This window comes from Paenibacillus sp. FW104-T2, assembly GCF_058789975.1.
Map to the genome: position 1 here is coordinate 93,626 of NZ_JBYTCE010000023.1, position 18,356 is coordinate 111,981.

Here is an 18,356-nt window from a genome sequence, read left to right on the forward strand (position 1 = left end):
CTATATTTGCAAGTTAGTATGACCTGGATGAAATCAACTTATGACAAAAAAGAAGTGACATCAGAACGGTGCACATACATAAGTAGATTGCCAACTTCAAGTTATTAGAATATTATCTAATTAGATTATTATCTAACTAATAAGTGAGGTATCGTAATGACATTCAGTTTTGGTTTTAAACGCTTGCTGCACGCAGAACCCGATTACAGGAAGCTTTTTATGGCAGGATTGGTAAACGGAATTGGTGATCGATTCAGTCAGGTTGCCATGCTGGCCTTGATTCTTAGTACAACCGGTTCAGGTCTTGCCGTAGGTTTGGCGCTCGGGTTGAGGGTGTTTCCTTTTCTTCTTCTGGCACCGCTAGGTGGTGTATTGACGCTGCATTTTAGCCGGCGAACGATTATGATTGTGACCAATCTTCTAAGGGTACCCGTGGCTTTAAGCTATCTGTTCGTACACCGAGCAGATGATCTATGGATTCTCTATACAGCAAGTACGCTGCTTGCATGCGCAGAAGCGCTATATGCGCCTGTCCGCAAATCGGGAATCCCCTTGCTGGTACGTTCGGAAAACTTGCACCAGATTAATGGGCTCGAACAAGTCATGAACGGATCGGTTCTCATTGTGGGCGCTTTTGTAGGGGGGATCGTCTCGGCTACATTGGGCCCTCAGGCTGCTTTTGTAACCAATGCACTTGCTTTCCTGATTGCTGCTGCTCTGATCCGCAAGATTTCGTTCCCACCACTTGGAACCGAACAAGTAGATGAAACGGTGGGGAAACAACCTGCACATGCTCCAAAGCGTAAAAGCAAAGGAGGTGCCCGTCTGCTGTGGCAGTTCATCTGCTCATCGGTCCCTTTGCAGATTCTTATTGCATTTGAGTTGTGGGTTCCCGTTATTAATGGGATTGATAATGTACTGATCAGTGTATATGCGATTGACGTATTCAAACTCGGAGATTGGGGTGTGGGTCTATTTTACGCAGCACTGGGGATTGGACTTGTGCTCAGCAGCTGGGCTTCACGTTATTTGCAGCAGTGGCTGCTCCCTGGCGTTATAGCATGTCTGTTGATCGAAGGATGCTTATTAATGCTGTTAAGTGAGACCAGGTTCGCATCGATTGCTGTACTGATGTATATTTTGCTGGCCTTTACGTCAGGTATGGGGAACACGTGTCTCGATACGCTGCTTATGCGGGAAACACCAGAGAAATACCGCGGAATTATCTATGGTTTAGTGACGGCATGCAGCAGTACGATGCTTGGGCTATCTATGTTTGGCGGAGGCATACTGCTGGAGGTGATAGAACCGCGCAGACTTGGTTTTGCAGGGGGAATGGGGTTCGCATGTATTGCGTTCTTGCTCGCGGCTTATGCATGGATTCGAAGGGATGCTTTTAAAAGGAGTTAATTAAAAAAGAGTCGCACTGGTGGCGACTCCGGGGATATGCTTCATTCTGCATTTTGTTTCTGCCTGATTGGAGAAGACTTGCGGATTGAGCGACGCCCCCAAGCTTTCCGATAACGGTACAGCACGGCAGCGATCAGTAACAATCCAATGCCTGCAACGATATAAGCTGCATATTGATGTGCAAGATGGAACACCGCGTTCCACTGTGGACCGAATACTTTTCCAATGCCCAGAAATAACACGACCCAGAACAGTGCACCCGAGTATGCATATAGAGCGAATTTACGGAAAGGAACAGCCGCTATACCTGCAAAGTATCCAGTAAAATGCCTAACTCCCGGTATGAAGTATCCGATGAAAATCAAAGCATTACCGTATTTAGCGAACCACTTCTGCGTTTTATCCAGCTTGTCCTGTTTAAAAAGAAACCATTTTCCGTAACGGACAATGAAGGGCAGACCGGCTTTGGCACCAATGAAGTAAGTAATCGTCATGCCGATGGTCGTTCCGAGAAAGGCAAGGATGGCAAGAATCCCGAAGTCCAGTTGACCCTTGTATGATAGGTATCCTGCGTAAGCCATGGTTGTTTCTCCCGGGAAGGGAAGAGCGATAAATTCCAGCAACAAGCCAAAAAACAAAACGCTGTATCCGTAGGATCCGAACAGATGTTGGATCTTTTCAAGCAATTCCAATAGATTCACTCTCCTGAAGACAGGGGAATCGGATGACTCTCCATGCTGTCCTGTATACGATCATTGCAGTCCGCCGTCATGTGAAACGTTTGCATTTCTTATCCCCGTACTAGCAGTGATTTCGGTAATAAGTGCCTGTTCATTATGCTACCCAATCCGAAGCCAAGAATCAATCATGAGCTAACCCAAATTGTGAAAAATATAAAACAGAAACGCGTCTTTTTTTGATAAAGCCTCCATATAATTCTAACAAATCTGCTAAAGTCTATCAGCAGAATCACTAGAGACGTTGGAGGATGATTCGTTAATGATGCAGAGACCGGATTTCACAATGGTGGAAAAAGCAGAGCAATTCGTAAAAGCCAAATCCATACATAAGCATGGTTTTCCCGCATGGCCATCGTGTCTGCTTCGTCTTGCGGTAATAATATGCGTATTTGCTTCTTATACCTGGACAGCATTTCCTTCTTACGCTGCTGGCGCTGAAGCAGCTGCACCTAACAAAGAGAGCAGTAAGGATAAGGTAGTCTATCTGAGTTTTGACGACGGACCAGGCAAGCATACCCGTGAAGTATTGGATATTTTGCGCGAGGAACAGGTAAAGGCTACATTTTTTGTCCTTGGAGAGCAGGCAGAACGTTATCCCGAGTTGATTCAGGCTGCTGTGGAAGAGGGACATGCGCTTGGCAATCATACCTATAACCATCATTATGATGAACTGTATAGTGATTTTAAATCGTTCTGGAAACAGGTGAAGCAGACGGAAGACATCGTGAACCGGATCACCGGCTTCCGCCCCAACCTGGTACGTGCACCTGGCGGGACATATGGACATTTTGATCAAAACTATTTCGATCTACTCGAATTGGGCGGGTATGCCGTCATGGACTGGAACGTCGATAGCGGTGATTCGAAGCGCAAGGGTGTGCCAGCCAAAGAGATTTTGCGCAATGCCACCAAGGTGCCGGCCGGTACCGGTTCAGTAATCTTGTTAATGCACGATGGCGGAGCTCATGCTGAGACGGTTAAGGCACTACCCGGAATAATCAAATACTATCGTGATCACGGATATCGTTTTGATACCATGAAAGCGGAGGATCAACCGGTGCAATTTCGTGTTCATCCTGAAGGAAAGTATAAATCTCGCAAAGCACCTGGCGCCGAGTGGGTTGCGGAGCATGTGAAATTCAATCGTAACCTGTGGTTATCCGGCAAGGAACTCAAGGTAGAGATTGGTCTAACTGCGGGGACACTGAAGCCAGGGGAATTTCGCGTGGAAGATCAGCGAATCATGGTGCCATTAAGACCGTTTATGAAGAAGTTTGGCGGAAGCATTCGCTGGGACGTGGAATCCAGAACGGCGACAGCGCTATGGAAGGATAGAGTGCTCCAGGCGAACAGCGTCAGTGGTGAACTGAAATCCACATCAGCGAATCGATCGAATGATAGAACGATACAGGGAGCAGTGCAGAGTCAAGGGGGGACGATATGGGTTCCACTGCGAGAATTGCTGGAATTAATGGGGCTGGATGTATCTTCGCTTCAGTCCAATGAATCCGAGTGGATTGTGAAGGCCAATATGCCTCTTGCGGCAGCGTTAAACTTCTACCTGTACAGAACGATATGAATTAACGCATCCAGACAGGACTAATCTCTCTACTTCCGGGCAACAATGAATCATAGATTACTATGGCTCTGTATGCCCAGAATGGAAGGAGAATGAGGGATGTCGTATATTCGAATGGAACATGAACATGCGGTCGAGCTGCTGAACAGGGTGATCAAGCGGGTCGAGAGTGTAATTATAGGCAAAAAACAAGAGATTCAATATGTCCTTACTGCAATGCTAAGTGGGGGGCACGTGCTTCTGGAAGATGTACCGGGTACAGGAAAAACAATGCTGGTTCGGGCTGTCGCCTCATCTTTGAGCTGTTCCATGGGCCGGATTCAATTCACCTCCGATGTCATGCCTGCAGATGTTACTGGGACATCCATGTATCACCCCCACACGAGTGAATTCACATTCCGGCCTGGTCCTGTGATGTCCAACATTGTACTGGCTGACGAGATTAATCGGGCATCGCCCCGGACCCAGTCAGCCCTGCTGGAAGCAATGGAAGAACGACGTATTACAGTGGATGGTACGACACATGCCTTGCCAAGGCCGTTCTTTTTGCTGGCAACGCAGAATCCGCTGCAGTTCGAGGGCACGTATCGGTTACCCGAAGCGCAGCTGGATCGTTTTCTAATGCGAATAGGGCTCGGTTACCCGGAGCCGGAACAGGAAGTCGAGCTGCTAACCAGAGGGCAGAGCAGAGAGTTACTGGATGAACTTCGTCCAGTGGTGCTCGCTGAAGAAGTGAATGCGATGCAGCGTGAAGTTAGACATGTGCACGTTGATTCCGTAGTCAAGCAGTACCTGGTTGCAGTGGCTGTAGCTACTCGTAATCATCCGGCAGTGAGACTCGGCATCAGTCCACGAGGAACGCTTGCCTGGATGGTTGCAACACAAGCATATGCCTACCTGCAGGGGCGAAGCTATGTCATTCCGGATGATGTCAAAGAGGTGGCTCAGCCTGTGCTTGCCCACCGAATCGGGTTGAAAGGCCAGAACAGGACGGAGGCATTCCGGGGTCAGGAACAAGTCATTCAGGATGCACTAGCATCGGTTCCCGTGCCTGTGCAAATGACAGGTCAGGGAAGGGGCCGGCGATCATGACCGCGCCTGTTCAATGGCTGTTCCATGCGGTCTTGGCAGCAGCTTTTGCTTGTCTTTACCTATGGCATGGAGGCAAGGCGGCACTGTTTTTGTCCATTACGGCCTCTCTCATCCTGATTAGCGGTCTGGTCATTCAACTATTGGGGCCACGCCGAATTTGCATTCGCCGGAAAGTGAATTCGGAACGAATTATGGTTGGGGAAATGGTGCGAGTTCAGGTGGAAGTGGAATTCGAATGCCGAATTCCACTGCTTTGGATCATGCTCTGTGAGGATACGCCCGCTGGAGTGCATCGAAAATTACTTTTTCCGGGAATGAGACGCAAGTTTGCTTACCAATATCAAATGTCCGGCTTGCGAAGAGGGTTGTATCAATGGGGTTCAGGCCAACTGTACTGGGGAGATGTATTCGGATGGAACACCGTCTCTGTGGAAACGGTGGGTTGGACATCTCTTGCTGTCGTTCCGTCTGGATCAACATTCGGTGATCGTGAGTCTGCAGCATTTGCGGCTATAGATGAGGGGAATTCGGCAAATTCAAAAACCAGTCAAGGTAACCGAAGTCCCGAGTACCGCGAGTATCAACCAGGAGATCCATTGGGACGCATACATTGGAAAAGTACGGCCAAGACGGGCAAGCTTCAAACCTTTTTGCCTGAATTATCGGAATCAACGTCTTTAGGTATTCTGCTCTATGAAGGTAAGACTGGCTACGAACGACGAATTCAGGGGGCGAAGGAGCATCCGGGGTTTGAACGTGCCATTAACATGGCTGCCCGCTGGGTGTTTACAGCTGTTCGCGATGATGTTCCCTATCAACTCTGGAGGACAGGGATAGAGCCTGGTCCGGATAAGCAATCCGCGTGGTTAAGTGATCTGATCCATGCCGAGCATGTAAATCTGTCACTGGACAGCCTGGCCCAGGCAAGCATATCAAGTGCTGACTTATCCAATTCATCCTTGGCGGATACAACCATGCTGAATCAGTGGCCCGCGGGGACACGCTTTGTTGTCCTCACTGGCAGATTGGATGCCGTACTGACGGGATGGGTGCTGGGTGCGGCTGAGTTGGGACATGAAATAGAAGTGCAGTTAACCGAAACACAGATGGGTGAGAAACAAGCCAAAGGGAATACAGTTCAGGGAGGGCTTGGGAACCCGGCTGATCAGTGGACGGAACAGCTTCGGCTTAGCGGGGTAAGAGTCAGCTCGGTCGCAGACCAATCCATGCCTTTCGTTGGAAAGGCGGGTGTCTCGGATGTGGGAGCGTAATCAAGGAGATATAACGGGTGTCCAATCTACGGAAGAAGTTTCGGTACTTGGTCAAGGCTCCAAATCCCAGCGTTCTAAGAGAGAGCCCGTCGTGTATAAGATAAGCATTTCTGTTCTGCTGCTGCTTCTCTCCCTGGAATGGATCTACCCGATTACTTCCTCGGGACAGCAGGGAAGTGGGCGTTTTCTGGTGGTGATGGCCGGACTTACGGGTGCTCTCCTGATGGCAGGATTACTACGTGTAGGCTGGATGTTGGGGATATTGCTTCGACTACTTATCGCTCTTACTACTCTATGTCTGATGTATGGAGGCAGTGACCCTGCGGGTTGGGCTCTCGGTTACCCGGGAACATGGATGGAGGATATACGCTCATTCATGGAAAGTGGACGCTTTTATTCCATCAGTACGGAGACAAGAGGTTTATTGATGATGTGTGGTTGGAGCATGCTCATGGCTTCCGTGCAGTCCCTTGTGTTGATGCGTCGGAGTGTGATGCTGTTCGGCAGTGCTACCCTGCTTTATTTGCTGCTCCTGGAAACATTGGCCGGGCTGGATGTCTACGCCTCCGTAGTGCGATCCGTTCTATGGATACTGCTGATCCAGACCATTCTCCAACTGCTCCGTCTGTTGGAAGGGGGCACAACACCGACCTTTCACCGATATCCCTATGTTCGTTGGTGTACGGTGGCTGCTGCTGCAGCAGCGGGGATGGTATTGCTTGCTGCTCTGCCTGGTCGTGTTGTCCCAGTGCCTGAACCGGAACGGATATCGCTTGATCAGATTGGAGAACGCCTTGCCCGCTGGGCAGGCTATACACCACGCGGCAGCATCCCTGCTTCGGCATCTGTCACGGGATACAGCACATCTGATGCGCCGATGGGATCTCCATTGGTACAAGGGAATGCCGTCTTTTTTACAGCGAAGAGTCCTCAAGTCACGTATTGGCGCGGGGAGACTCGTTCCTATTATAACGGCAGTACATGGAGTGATCCTGCACAAAACTTTCAAAAGGCAAGCCCGGCAGGTCTGTTTCGTGCCGATGGCTGGGAGAACCAAGCCTACTGGACACGCATTCGCCAAACCGTCACGATGGAGCGTCCGTGGAGGGGACCTAATCCGCTCTTTACGGGAGGAGTACCTTTGAACCTGTCCTTTCAGGACAAGAATGAACAGAACGAAGAAAATAGAATGGCCCTGCTCTCCAATGCAGACTCGGCTACGCTCTGGCTTGCCGGATCCAGCAATCGTGAACCGATCAAAACGTATACAACCGACGTCATGATTCCGACCGCGTCGCCAGAACAGCTTCGTCTATTGGGCGAGGCGCGTAGTTCAAGTCAGGATCCGGCAGCCATCCGCAGAACCTACCTGCAGCTGCCCGAATCTCTCCCTGAGCGGGTACGATCACTTGCAAGTGACATTATCCAGAAGAGCGAAACGCGTTATGATGCAGTCCAGGCAGTGCGAACCTACCTGGCAGAGCATGCCGAATATACACTGGACACTCGCATGCCGCCTCGCGGAATGGATTTCGTTGATGACTTTCTGTTTGTCACAGGGGAAGGCTATTGCAATCACTTCTCCACGGCGATGGTTGTATTGCTTCGCGCAGAGGGAATTCCCGCTCGTTGGGTAAAGGGGTTCAGTGCAGGTTCACCGGATCCTGAGGTACCGGGCCAGTATGTCGTTACCCAGGGGGATGCACATTCCTGGGTGGAGGTGTATTTCCCCGGCGCAGGCTGGATGCCGTTTGAGGCTACGCCGGGCTTCGCATTGCCGCAAGGCGATGGCACGGACGCCGCAGCAGTCGCCGGGGCACAGCCCGGCGAGGAGATCCCGCCACAATCTGGCGGCGGGATAGACGGTGCGGGCGCCTGGCTGCTGGCGCGCGCACGTGCTCTTGCCGCGGAGCCATGGCTCGCGGCAGCCCTTGCGGCAGCGGTGCTGCTGGCCGCTGCCGGGGCCTTGCGCATGCGGCGGCTTCGCCCCGCGCTGCGGCTTAGGCTGCTGCTGGCATGGCCGCGCAGCAGCTTCCCAGACCGTGAGCGGCTGCTCAGCGCCGCAGCTCCGGTCTGGGCCGCGCTCGCGCGGCGGTACGGCCCGCGGCCGCCGGGGATGACGCTGCGGGAGTATGCAGCGTCACCCGCCTTGGCCGCCGGCACGGACGCCGCGGACATCGCGCGGTTTGCAGCCGACTGGGAACGGCTGCTGTACGGGCCGGACCGTCCGCTGCGCGCGGACAGTCTTGCATTCCTGCGCCGGGCACTTCGCCTTGCCCGGCGCCTGCCATTACCATAACATCGCCCAGGGACGTTTTGCTCGCCGAAGTGCGGACAAGGTGTCTTTGGGCGATTTCTTTCTTTCTGTTTTGGCTTGTCATAGTAGTGTCTGTATTACATACAGCTTGCCATGAAACACTCATTTGAACATGAAGCGAATGGAAGTGGGGAATTTGTAGAAAACTCACAATGAAGGTGTCTTCATATCAAATGTTGTAAACTGCCCACAAAAAGGAGTTTCGTCTTTCCTTGACGGTATGTTTTGTCGTTGCGTATAATTAGTTTCATTAATTGAGGGAGGCACGGTAATGAATAAGCAAAATGAAATTGTGGTTGTCCTTGACTTTGGGGGCCAATACAACCAGTTAATCGCCAGAAGAATCCGGGATCTTGGCGTATACAGCGAGCTTTTGCCGTATAACACACCGGCAGAGAAGATCGCAGAATTGGCACCAAAAGGTATTGTTTTCTCCGGAGGTCCTTCCAGCGTGTACGCTGAGAACGCTCCGCATGTAGATCCGGGTGTGTATGATCTGGGACTGCCAATCTTCGGGATTTGCTACGGTATGCAGCTTATGGCACAGCAGCTTGAAGGTAAGGTAGAGCGTTCCGAGAAACGTGAGTACGGAAAAGCAGACCTTGAGTTTGCCGCAGGTGCTGCACTGGCACAGGGCATTGAAGGCGAACATACAGTATGGATGAGTCATGGTGACCATGTAGTTACATTGCCTCCGGGCTTCAAACTGGATGCAGGCACGGAAAGTGCGCCGATCGCTGCGATGAGTAATGATGAGCGCAAATTGTATGCTGTTCAGTTCCACCCGGAAGTACGTCACTCTGTTCGTGGTAACGATATGATTAGCAACTTCCTGTTTAACATCTGTGGTTGCGAAGGCAACTGGACGATGGAAACATTTATTGACGACACAATCAAAGATATTCGTGAAAAAGTGGGCGACGGTAAAGTACTGTGTGCACTCAGCGGTGGCGTGGATTCTTCCGTTGTGGCTGCATTGCTTCACAAAGCGATCGGTGACCAACTGACTTGTATGTTTATCGACCACGGTCTGCTGCGCAAAGGCGAAGCCGAAAGCGTAATGGAGACGTTTGTTGGCAAATTTGACATGAAAGTTGTCAAAATCGATGCACAGGAGCGCTTCATGTCCAAGCTGGCTGGCGTGGATGATCCGGAACAAAAACGTAAAATTATCGGTAACGAGTTTATTTACGTATTTGATGAAGAGTCCAAGCAGTTTGATGATTTCGAATTCCTGGCGCAAGGTACACTGTACACGGACATCGTGGAAAGTGGAACAGCGACAGCACAAACGATCAAATCTCACCACAACGTGGGTGGATTGCCTGAAGATATGAACTTTAAGCTGATTGAACCACTGAGCACCCTGTTTAAGGATGAAGTGCGCAAAGTGGGTACAGAGTGCGGCCTGCCGGATGAAATTGTACACCGTCAGCCATTCCCGGGTCCGGGTCTTGCGATCCGTGTTCTTGGAGAAGTGACGGAAGAGAAGCTTAAAATCGTTCGTGATTCGGATTACATCCTGCGCGAGGAGATTGGCAAAGCGGGTCTGGACCGCGAAATTTGGCAATACTTCACGGCTCTGCCGAACATGAAGAGCGTAGGCGTTATGGGTGATGCTCGTACGTATTCCTACACTGTAGGTATTCGTGCCGTAACATCCATCGACGGTATGACTGCCGACTGGGCACGTATCCCTTGGGATGTACTGGAGAAAATCTCCGTGCGTATCGTAAATGAAGTCGATAACGTTAACCGGATCGTCTATGACGTAACTTCCAAACCACCAGCAACGATTGAGTGGGAATAGGTTACAAATAAACGGTATTGAACGAAAAGAAACTCCCTTTGAGCATGTATTACACATGTCAAAGGGAGTTTTTTTTGTTGTGCCAGTGATGATTAACTCAGAATTGCTAAGCTCACAAACGCTTATTTTACTCAGGCTTTTCAGTTTTGTCGGTGTAATACAGACGGAAAATAATGTCTTGATTGTGGTTACCGAATCCTTCTCCGAATAACGTAACGCCACCGATGTGCTCTGCATCCTCCTTGACGGCAATGCGAAGCGACCAGTAGCTGTTACGGATACCAATATCATCGATGGTAACGTCAGACAATTTCACGCCATCCATAAATGTGCCTTCCTTTTTGATAATGAGATGTTTCAGGAGGCCGTACTGATTTACACTCTCAAACCACCAGGGTGGATTCAGTTTGCCTTTTCCTCCAAAGTCACCTGGGCTCGTCCACATCCCTACCTCAACGCCATTAACGATAAACGAAATATCTGAAGGCCAGTTATTGTTGGTCAGTGGTGCCTCCGAGGAGATTTCCATTGAAATCTCCAATTCCTCCGGATTCTCATCCCCCATGAGATAGTTCGGTACCTTGTATTCAATAAACCCTTGTCCAAACCACAAAATTTTGGCCTTTAATCGATCAGGGTCAAGAAAATACCGGGGATCATCAAAAATACCAATGATGGAATCCCTTGTACAAATGCCACAAGTCGGTTTGATCTGCAGATCAGTGAAATGTCCTACCGAGATTTCAGTTTTGTGAATCTCACGTTGGATGACATCCTTGGTCGGGAATGCGATTTCAAGAGTGTCCATGCGAAGAGAGCAGACCTTTTGGGCCGCTCCACCTTTGCCTGGGGCCATGTTGGATTCGATAACACCGGCTTTTTCAAGTTTTTTGACATGCATGGTCATAATGGCACTGCTGAGTCCAAGCGCTTCGGCCAGTTCTTTTATATTCATAGAGTTCTTGGATAGCAGATGAACGATCTGAATGCGCACACTGCTAGAAAGGGCTTCGAAGATATGCAGGTTTTTTTCGTTCAGGTCGATTTTCAATGTAATTCCTCCGAAGAAATGAAATATTAACATTTATGTGAATAGTAAACGTAGAATATTATAATATCGGAATTCGAAAATAATCACAACGTTTTTATATAAATAATACCAGATATACAACATAAAAACAGAAAAAATTCGGAAAAATGTAAAAACGAACCATGAAATAACCAAAAAAACCCTGCCAACTCATTGACACGTGTAGCTTAATAACTTAATATTTAGGTGAATTAATAACAAATTTACGAATATATAAACAAAAACATTAACCTATCGTGCAGAACAGGAGATGACAGCGTGAGTACAGTTTCGAAGAAGGAATCATTTGTTAATCCGATTATACCGCAACGAGCCGATCCATGGGTATACAAACATACCGACGGCTATTATTATTTTACAGGTTCCGTGCCTGAGTATGATCGAATAGAGGTTAGAAGAGCTCGCACTGTTCAAGAGCTGGATAGCGCTGAGCCCATCGTTGTATGGCGCAAATATGATGAAGGACCGATGAGTGCCAACATTTGGGCACCGGAAATCCATTTTGTCCACGGTAAATGGTATATCTATTTTGCTGCAGCACGAACAACGGCTACGGTGGAAGGGCTTTTTGACCATCGCATGTTCGTGCTGGAAAATGCCTCGGAGAACCCACTTGAAGGAGTGTGGGAAGAAAAGGGGCAAATCAAGACAAAATGGGAGAGCTTCGCACTCGATGCGACCTCATTCTTACATAATGACGTTCAATATCTGGTTTGGGCACAGAAAGATCCCGACATCGTAGGTAATTCCAACTTGTATATTGCATCCATGGAAAATCCGTGGACACTCGCTTCCGAACAGGTGATGATCGCTGAGCCGACACATGATTGGGAAAAAATCGGTTTTTTGGTCAACGAAGGCGCAGCGGTGTTGAATAGAAATGGCAAAATATTTATATCCTTTTCCGCGAGTGCAACTGATCATAATTATTGCATGGGATTGCTGTATGCAGAGGAAGGGAGCGACCTGTTGTCACCGAAGAGTTGGACAAAGCTTCCGGCCCCTGTATTCCAAACCGATGTAGAGGCGGGACAATACGGCCCTGGGCATAACAGTTTCACCGTGTCGGAGGACGGAAGCCAGGATATTTTGGTCTATCATGCTCGCAATTATAAAGAAATTGAGGGAGACCCACTCTATGATCCGAATCGCCACATGCGGGCACAGGTCTTTGGTTGGGATGAGTTTGGATTCCCGTACTTTGGCAAACCCGTTCCAGATGGTCGTCCGGTGAACGTATAGAGCTATAGCATAAATAAAAAATAAAAATGGAACAAAGTGGTTGACAAATGTAAGCGCTATGAATTACGATAAATTCACACAAACGTTAATGATTAATTCATTTATTAACGTTTGTGTGATGGAGCGAAGGGAGTGCTCCTAGGCAAGCTTCCTTCAGCAAGTATACACGGTATACAGGGACAGTTTCCAAAGAAAAACTGCAGATCCCTGTGATTTTCTTGATAATATGAATGCGTTTACAAATGTGCTTAGGATTGATCATTCTAGGGGGGTTCTTGTGTGAAACGTACAAAAAAAGGTTTTATTCTCATGGTATCGACGCTGTTTCTGCTGGTGATTGTGTTGTCGGGATGCAGTGCAGACGACAAAAATACGATTACGTTCTGGACGCCTCTGACTGGAGAGGATGGGGCCTACATGGACCAGTTAGTTAAAGAATACAACGCCACCGAACCAGAAATCAAAGTAAAACATGTGATTACGTCTGATATGTATACCAAGCTGTCTACGGTAATTAACTCCGGTAAAGGTATACCGGATCTGGCTATTATCCATGCTGACCGAGTTCCGGGCTTTGTGAAACAAAATGTGCTTGAGCCAATGACTTCAATGCTGGCTGCGCAGCCGGAAATTAAGGAAGAGAACTATTTACCGCAAGCGTGGTCAACAGGAACAATTGATGGGACACAGTACACTGTTCCTCTCGATATTCACAGTAATGCCATGTACTACAACAAGGATTTGCTGAAAAAGTATAACGTGGAATCCTTCCTGGATGATGATATTGTCACGATTGATGAGATGCTTTCCTTGCAAGGCAAACTGGACGAAGGAGACTTCGTCGTCAATGATGCTTTGCTTGGCTGGGTCATTCTCGGACAACTGCAAAATGTAGGCGGGGATGTACAGAAGGATGGAAAACCAGCGCTCAATACCCCTGAGATGAAGGCTGCTTTTGAAAATGTCAAAAAGATCTCCGATGCTGGTCTTATGACTCCGTTCGGTGAAGATGGTTACCTGATGTTCCAATCCGGCAATGTTTTGTTTTCCACAGATGGTACATGGAGCTCGACTGCTCACGCCACTGTTGAAGGTCTGAATTTTGGTGTAACCAATGTATATTCACCTACGGCTGATAAGTTTACAAACCGTTCTTCATCTCACTTGTTTGCCATGCTGAACAATGAAGCGAGAACGGACGAGAAGGAACAAGGGATCGGTAAATTCCTGGAGTTTATCCGTCAGAATTCAATGGAATGGGCTAAAGCAGGACAAACCGTTGCGAGTAAACAGGTTATTGAGAGTCCGGAGTACAAAGACTACATGCAGTCTTTCTTTACTTCAAACGAGAAGGAGATTGAATCGCTATACATCTACACTTACGAGTATTACCCGTATGTAGCTGAAGCAGTTGACAAATACGCGGCTGATATCGTTCGTGGCAATGTGGAGCTGGATGCGACACTGCAAACGATGCAAAAAGAGGTTGAGGACAAAATTGCTCAAGGAAGCAGTGGGGCCCAGTAAAACTTGAATTGCATTTCGGATGTATTGTACATCTTGCCAGTCTACTGTAATAGAAGCAATGTGTCGCGAGGGTGGCACATTGCTTTTCCCAAAGGAGAAATGAAAGGATATGAATAAACGATCATTTGCACCGTTCTTATTTGTTGGTCCTCATCTAATCCTGTTTTTGGTGTTTATACTGCTGCCAACGATCTACGGGATTTATGCCTCTTTCACCAGATGGAACCTAATTAACGATCCGGTTTGGGTCGGTTTTGAAAATTATAGGACGATCCTGTTCGACCAGGATTCCTCATTTCATTTTCAATTCTTTAATGGTTTGAAGAATACGTTGATTTTCGTGGCACTGAGCGTTCCGCCTTTAATCATTATTCCGCTGCTTGTTGCGGTAGCCCTTGAACATAAAAAGGTGAAATTCAAAGGCTTCATGCAGGCAATTATCTACATTCCAGGTATGATCTCCATATCTGCCGCAGCGCTCATCTGGTCACTTATTTTCAATAAACAGCTCGGCATCACTGGTAACGTATTTGGATCAGAGATATCCTGGGCAGCCAATCAACCGTATGCTTGGATCATTATTATTGTGATATCTGTGTGGGGAGCGGTCGGAGGTAACATGATTATCTATCGCGCTTCCATTAATGGTGTACCTAGCGATCTGTATGAAGCAGCCGAGATGGATGGTGCGGGTCCGGTACGCCGATTCTTCAGCATTACGCTGCCTTCCATCCGTTTCCCGTTGATTTTTACATTTGTCATGACAACAGCTGGTTCATTTAACGTATTTGGTCAGCCGCTGATGATGACCGATGGTGGACCACAGCAGACTACGCATGTTCTCATGATGTATATTCGCCAGCTTGCGTTTGGCTCCGGTGAGTCAGTGGCAGGTATGGCTTCCGCCATGGCTGTGCTGTTAGGACTGGTTATTCTGGTCATCTCCGCATTGCAATATTACGTAATGAACCGGAACGCCAATTAGAGGAGCAGGATCGAACGTGGATCGGGAAGGAGCAGGTATATCAACATGGTCAAAAAAATAAGTATCTCTAAATATATATCCTATCTATTTTTGGTAACCATTTGTGTCATATGGGTGGTGCCCGTTATTTTCGGGATTACGACTTCGTTTCGCTCACAGGCAGAAGTGGTGTCGGCCGGGTTCCGGTTATTTCCCAAAGAGTGGGACTTTAATAACTACGTTGCCATACTGGACAATACATCAACCGCTCCGATTCTGAGATGGTTGAGCAACTCGCTGCTCATTGCAGTATCTCACACGGTGCTTGTCGTTTTTATCATTTCCCTTACAGGCTATGGATACACAAGGTTGAAGTTCAAAGGGAGAGATGCCTTATTTTTCACGCTTCTTGGGATTTCATTTTTCCCGGGTGTCGTTAACCTGATCCCTTCCTACAAAATCATTGAGGCGCTTGGATGGGTCAATACAGCTTGGGCCATGATTATTCCGGGGCTGGCTGGTATGGGGAATATCTTCCTCGTTCGTCAGTTCATGAAAGGAATACCTGGCGAACTCGACGAGTCTGCTAAGGTAGATGGTGCAAGTGATTTCCGGATTTATTACTCCATTATTTTACCCCTGGTGAAACCGGTATTGATTGTGTGCGGTCTATTCTCGTTCATTGGGTCCTGGAATGACTTCCTATGGCCGGTTATCGTATACACAGATGTCGAGAAAATGCCGATTACCGCGGGACTATTGTTGTTGCAGGATATTTACGGCAATTATCGCATGATTGGACAACTGATGGGTTCGGCGATTCTGGCCATTATTCCAACACTCGTGCTGTTTATTTTTGCACAAAAGTATTTCCTGCAATCGATTAACCTGAATTCGGGAATTAAAGGATAATGTTGAGTTGCTGCATTGTTTGTTAATCTGTTGTTTTACAGTAGAAACAATGTATAGGTTGGATTATGAGCTGCTGTATATACGGTGGCTTTTTTTGCGATAAAATGTATAGCGCTTTCAGAACACGAACGTTTCCGTAGAAACATATAATTAACATTCGTTTTTATCATTGACAGAAAAGGTCGGCGCTTCTAAAATAGGGATGGGAAAACAAACAAATAGCGCATACTACTTCGTATAATCCTGGGGATATGGCCCGGGAGTTTCTACAAGATCACCCTAATGATCTGGCTACGAGCAGGAGAGGCTAAGCACAGCAAAAGTTCTATATGACTGCGTGGTTAACTATAATGGACGCACATTAGAATTTTTTTTGTTCTTGGCAATAGGCTACACCTCTCCTTATAGCTAACCCTGGGTGAAGTAAGTCCGTCCAGGGTCTTTGTCGTTTTTCAAAATGGCTTCAGCATCTCTAAGGGGGAGTTAGTGGATTATGGATCGTTTCTTTAAACTAAAAGAAAACGGAACGAATGTTAGAACGGAGATTGTTGCGGGTCTTACTACCTTTATGACCATGGCGTACATCCTTTTTGTTAACACATTGTTCCTCGGATCAGCCGGGGCGGGGATGTCGGATAACGCAGTGTTTTTTGCAACAGCCGTAGGTGCTGGGCTTATGACCATCATTATGGGATTGTTCGTTAACATCCCGATCGCTCTCGCGCCGGGTATGGGATTGAACGCATACTTCATGACGGTGGTACTGAGTTCTAATGGGGCAATTACCTGGCAAGCTGCTCTCGGAGCGGTATTCCTCTCGGGTATCGTATTTATTATCTTGACCGTGACGAGAATTCGTCAGATGCTGCTTGTGGCTGTACCTCAAACATTGAAAATGGCCATTACGGTCGGTATCGGTCTCTTTATTACTATTGTAGGTTTCAAATTGGCCAACCTCGTTGCTGTTACGGTTAATGTTGCGCCAGATGCAGACCTTAGACAGCCGATTCCTGGCAGCAGTTTCAATTTGTCGCTCGGTAATTTTGTGACGCATCATGATGCGCTATTGGCACTGATTGGATTGATCCTTATTGCTGTACTGATGGTTATGCGTGTAAAAGGTGCACTGCTCATTGGTATCGTTGCTACAACTCTAATTGGTATTCCGATGGGTGTTACGAATCTTAGCGGACTATCCGGTGCAAGTTGGCTGCCTAATTTCAGTGATCTGGCTGTGGGACAGTTGGACCTGAAGGGCGCGATTAGCCTTGGATTGTTTGAGATTATCTTCATCTTTACCTTCGTTGAATTGTTTGACACGTTCGGTACAATGGTTGGAACTGCGACCCGGATGGGCATTATGAAAGACAAGCAAAAAGGCGAGAAAACAATTGGTAAAGCAATGCTCGTCGATGCAGTAGGTGTAAGTGCGGGTGCGGCATTGGGTACAAGTACTATTACGGCATTCGTTGAGAGTGCTTCTGGCGTTGAAGCGGGTGGACGTACGGGTCTGACTTCGGTAACGACTGGGATCTTGTTCATTCTGGCGCTGTTCATTGCTCCGCTTGCGCTGGTTGTTCCGTCTGCTGCCACAGCTCCGGCCCTGATTATCGTAGGTGTATTGATGATGAGCCAGGTGCGCAGCATTGAGTGGGATGATTTCCTTCAAGCGTTCCCTGCATTCCTAACAATTGTATTGATGCCTTTCACAGGCGGAATTGCAAACGGGATCTCAGCAGGTATTCTGTCTTATGTTATTCTGGCCGTATTCAGTAACCTGGTTACGGATCGCAAAGTGAAGATTCACTGGTTGATGTGGATTCTCGCAATCATTGTTCTTGCTCGCTATATCTTTATGGGCGGAGAATAATTCATTTCTACTATATAGAAGGACGAAAGCTCCTGGGCTTGATCAGGGCTTTCGTCTTTTTTTATTAAATAGAATCAGAATTTAATCTCGCTTGAGAAATATAATACAGTTCCTTTCATTATATAGTGGGTAAGTTACGTTCTATATATAGAGGGAAAGTTGGTGAGAGATATGGTGAGGTGATTTATAGCTTGGAAAGGTACGTCAATAAAGATACACAGTTTGATCAATAAAAGGATTCTTGTAGAACTTTATGTTTATGTGATGTTAAAGAGTTCTTGGACAAGCTGCAGCGTTTATGGTCAGGACCTTATTCGGTTTGATCTTTTGATGGTTGAGATCATATAGCTTCTCTTGTTGTAAACTTCGTATCTTTATATAGAAGAAACTATTTGAATAGAAGTCTGTATACTCTTTCTTAATTTCTTATTGAAAAAAGTACTTGCATAAAAAAACTGTACATGGTATATTCTAATTCCGGCCAAGAAAACACGAGAAACACGGTGCGGTAAGCAAACTGAAAAGCTTCGAA

At 47.5% G+C, this 18,356-nt stretch carries 13 protein-coding genes and 1 riboswitch; of the genes, 11 read left to right on the forward strand and 2 right to left on the reverse strand.

Annotated features, from left to right (window positions below; all coding sequences use genetic code 11):
* Positions 1-156 precede the first annotated feature (156 nt).
* Positions 157-1,410, forward strand: a complete 1,254-nt coding sequence (locus tag AC3WQ3_RS24115) for an MFS transporter (protein WP_492473866.1) — start codon at positions 157-159, stop codon at positions 1,408-1,410.
* A 41-nt stretch (positions 1,411-1,451) separates the two neighbouring features.
* Here the strand turns inward: AC3WQ3_RS24115 and AC3WQ3_RS24120 are convergent, their stop codons facing one another.
* Positions 1,452-2,102, reverse strand: coding sequence for a DedA family protein (locus AC3WQ3_RS24120; RefSeq protein ID WP_095362154.1), 651 nt, complete (start codon positions 2,100-2,102; stop codon positions 1,452-1,454).
* A gap of 307 nt (positions 2,103-2,409) precedes the next feature.
* Here AC3WQ3_RS24120 and AC3WQ3_RS24125 point away from each other — a divergent pair, with 307 nt between their 5' ends.
* The 5 genes from AC3WQ3_RS24125 to guaA all read left to right on the forward strand — a co-directional run bounded on the left by AC3WQ3_RS24125 (position 2,410) and on the right by guaA (position 10,219).
* Complete coding sequence (locus AC3WQ3_RS24125) at positions 2,410-3,729, forward strand: polysaccharide deacetylase family protein (protein WP_492473867.1); 1,320 nt, start codon at positions 2,410-2,412, stop codon at positions 3,727-3,729.
* A gap of 99 nt (positions 3,730-3,828) precedes the next feature.
* A complete protein-coding gene (locus tag AC3WQ3_RS24130) occupies positions 3,829-4,821 on the forward strand; it encodes an AAA family ATPase (protein WP_336784263.1) in 993 nt (330 codons plus the stop codon).
* Entirely contained in the window at positions 4,818-6,092 is a 1,275-nt protein-coding gene (locus tag AC3WQ3_RS24135; RefSeq protein ID WP_492473868.1) for a DUF58 domain-containing protein, read from the forward strand. Before AC3WQ3_RS24130 ends, AC3WQ3_RS24135 begins: the two co-directional genes overlap by 4 nt.
* Positions 6,079-8,391, forward strand: a complete 2,313-nt coding sequence (locus tag AC3WQ3_RS24140) for a DUF4129 domain-containing transglutaminase family protein (protein WP_492473869.1) — start codon at positions 6,079-6,081, stop codon at positions 8,389-8,391. The genes AC3WQ3_RS24135 and AC3WQ3_RS24140 overlap by 14 nt, the downstream gene beginning before the upstream one ends.
* 289 nt (positions 8,392-8,680) lie before the next feature.
* Positions 8,681-10,219 (forward strand): glutamine-hydrolyzing GMP synthase, encoded by a 1,539-nt coding sequence (guaA, locus tag AC3WQ3_RS24145; protein WP_153976867.1) that lies wholly within the window; start codon positions 8,681-8,683, stop codon positions 10,217-10,219.
* A gap of 127 nt (positions 10,220-10,346) precedes the next feature.
* Here the strand turns inward: guaA and AC3WQ3_RS24150 are convergent, their stop codons facing one another.
* The gene (locus tag AC3WQ3_RS24150) at positions 10,347-11,270 is read right to left on the reverse strand and encodes an ArsR/SmtB family transcription factor (RefSeq protein WP_127540658.1); all 924 of its coding nucleotides are present in this window, start codon (positions 11,268-11,270) and stop codon (positions 10,347-10,349) included.
* A 297-nt stretch (positions 11,271-11,567) separates the two neighbouring features.
* On the opposite strand from AC3WQ3_RS24150, the gene AC3WQ3_RS24155 reads away from it, so the two are divergent.
* From AC3WQ3_RS24155 to AC3WQ3_RS24175, 5 genes are all read left to right on the forward strand, one after another.
* A complete protein-coding gene (locus AC3WQ3_RS24155) occupies positions 11,568-12,551 on the forward strand; it encodes a glycoside hydrolase family 43 protein (RefSeq protein ID WP_492473870.1) in 984 nt (327 codons plus the stop codon).
* 309 nt (positions 12,552-12,860) lie between these two features.
* Positions 12,861-14,078 (forward strand): extracellular solute-binding protein, encoded by a 1,218-nt coding sequence (locus tag AC3WQ3_RS24160; RefSeq protein ID WP_492473873.1) that lies wholly within the window; start codon positions 12,861-12,863, stop codon positions 14,076-14,078.
* Between the two features lie 109 nt (positions 14,079-14,187).
* The gene (locus AC3WQ3_RS24165) at positions 14,188-15,063 is read left to right on the forward strand and encodes a carbohydrate ABC transporter permease (protein ID WP_095293154.1); all 876 of its coding nucleotides are present in this window, start codon (positions 14,188-14,190) and stop codon (positions 15,061-15,063) included.
* A gap of 45 nt (positions 15,064-15,108) precedes the next feature.
* A complete protein-coding gene (locus tag AC3WQ3_RS24170; RefSeq protein WP_095293153.1) occupies positions 15,109-15,954 on the forward strand; it encodes a carbohydrate ABC transporter permease in 846 nt (281 codons plus the stop codon).
* Positions 15,955-16,167: 213 nt separating this feature from the next.
* Positions 16,168-16,268, forward strand: a riboswitch (purine riboswitch).
* Between the two features lie 179 nt (positions 16,269-16,447).
* Positions 16,448-17,824 carry an NCS2 family permease gene (locus tag AC3WQ3_RS24175; RefSeq protein ID WP_492473871.1) on the forward strand — a complete coding sequence of 459 codons (1,377 nt, stop codon included), beginning with the start codon at positions 16,448-16,450 and terminating at the stop codon, positions 17,822-17,824.
* Positions 17,825-18,356 lie beyond the last annotated feature (532 nt).

Bases quoted from the DNA above. Each gene is read 5' to 3' on its own strand.
- AC3WQ3_RS24115 (WP_492473866.1), top strand. From the start codon at position 157: ATGACATTCAGTTTTGGTTTTAAACGCTTGCTGCACGCAGAACCCGAT.
- AC3WQ3_RS24125 (WP_492473867.1), top strand. From the start codon at position 2,410: ATGATGCAGAGACCGGATTTCACAATGGTGGAAAAAGCAGAGCAATTC.
- AC3WQ3_RS24130 (WP_336784263.1), top strand. From the start codon at position 3,829: ATGTCGTATATTCGAATGGAACATGAACATGCGGTCGAGCTGCTGAAC.
- AC3WQ3_RS24135 (WP_492473868.1), top strand. From the start codon at position 4,818: ATGACCGCGCCTGTTCAATGGCTGTTCCATGCGGTCTTGGCAGCAGCT.
- AC3WQ3_RS24140 (WP_492473869.1), top strand. From the start codon at position 6,079: ATGTGGGAGCGTAATCAAGGAGATATAACGGGTGTCCAATCTACGGAA.
- guaA (WP_153976867.1), top strand. From the start codon at position 8,681: ATGAATAAGCAAAATGAAATTGTGGTTGTCCTTGACTTTGGGGGCCAA.
- AC3WQ3_RS24160 (WP_492473873.1), top strand. From the start codon at position 12,861: ATGGTATCGACGCTGTTTCTGCTGGTGATTGTGTTGTCGGGATGCAGT.
- AC3WQ3_RS24165 (WP_095293154.1), top strand. From the start codon at position 14,188: ATGAATAAACGATCATTTGCACCGTTCTTATTTGTTGGTCCTCATCTA.
- AC3WQ3_RS24170 (WP_095293153.1), top strand. From the start codon at position 15,109: ATGGTCAAAAAAATAAGTATCTCTAAATATATATCCTATCTATTTTTG.
- AC3WQ3_RS24175 (WP_492473871.1), top strand. From the start codon at position 16,448: ATGGATCGTTTCTTTAAACTAAAAGAAAACGGAACGAATGTTAGAACG.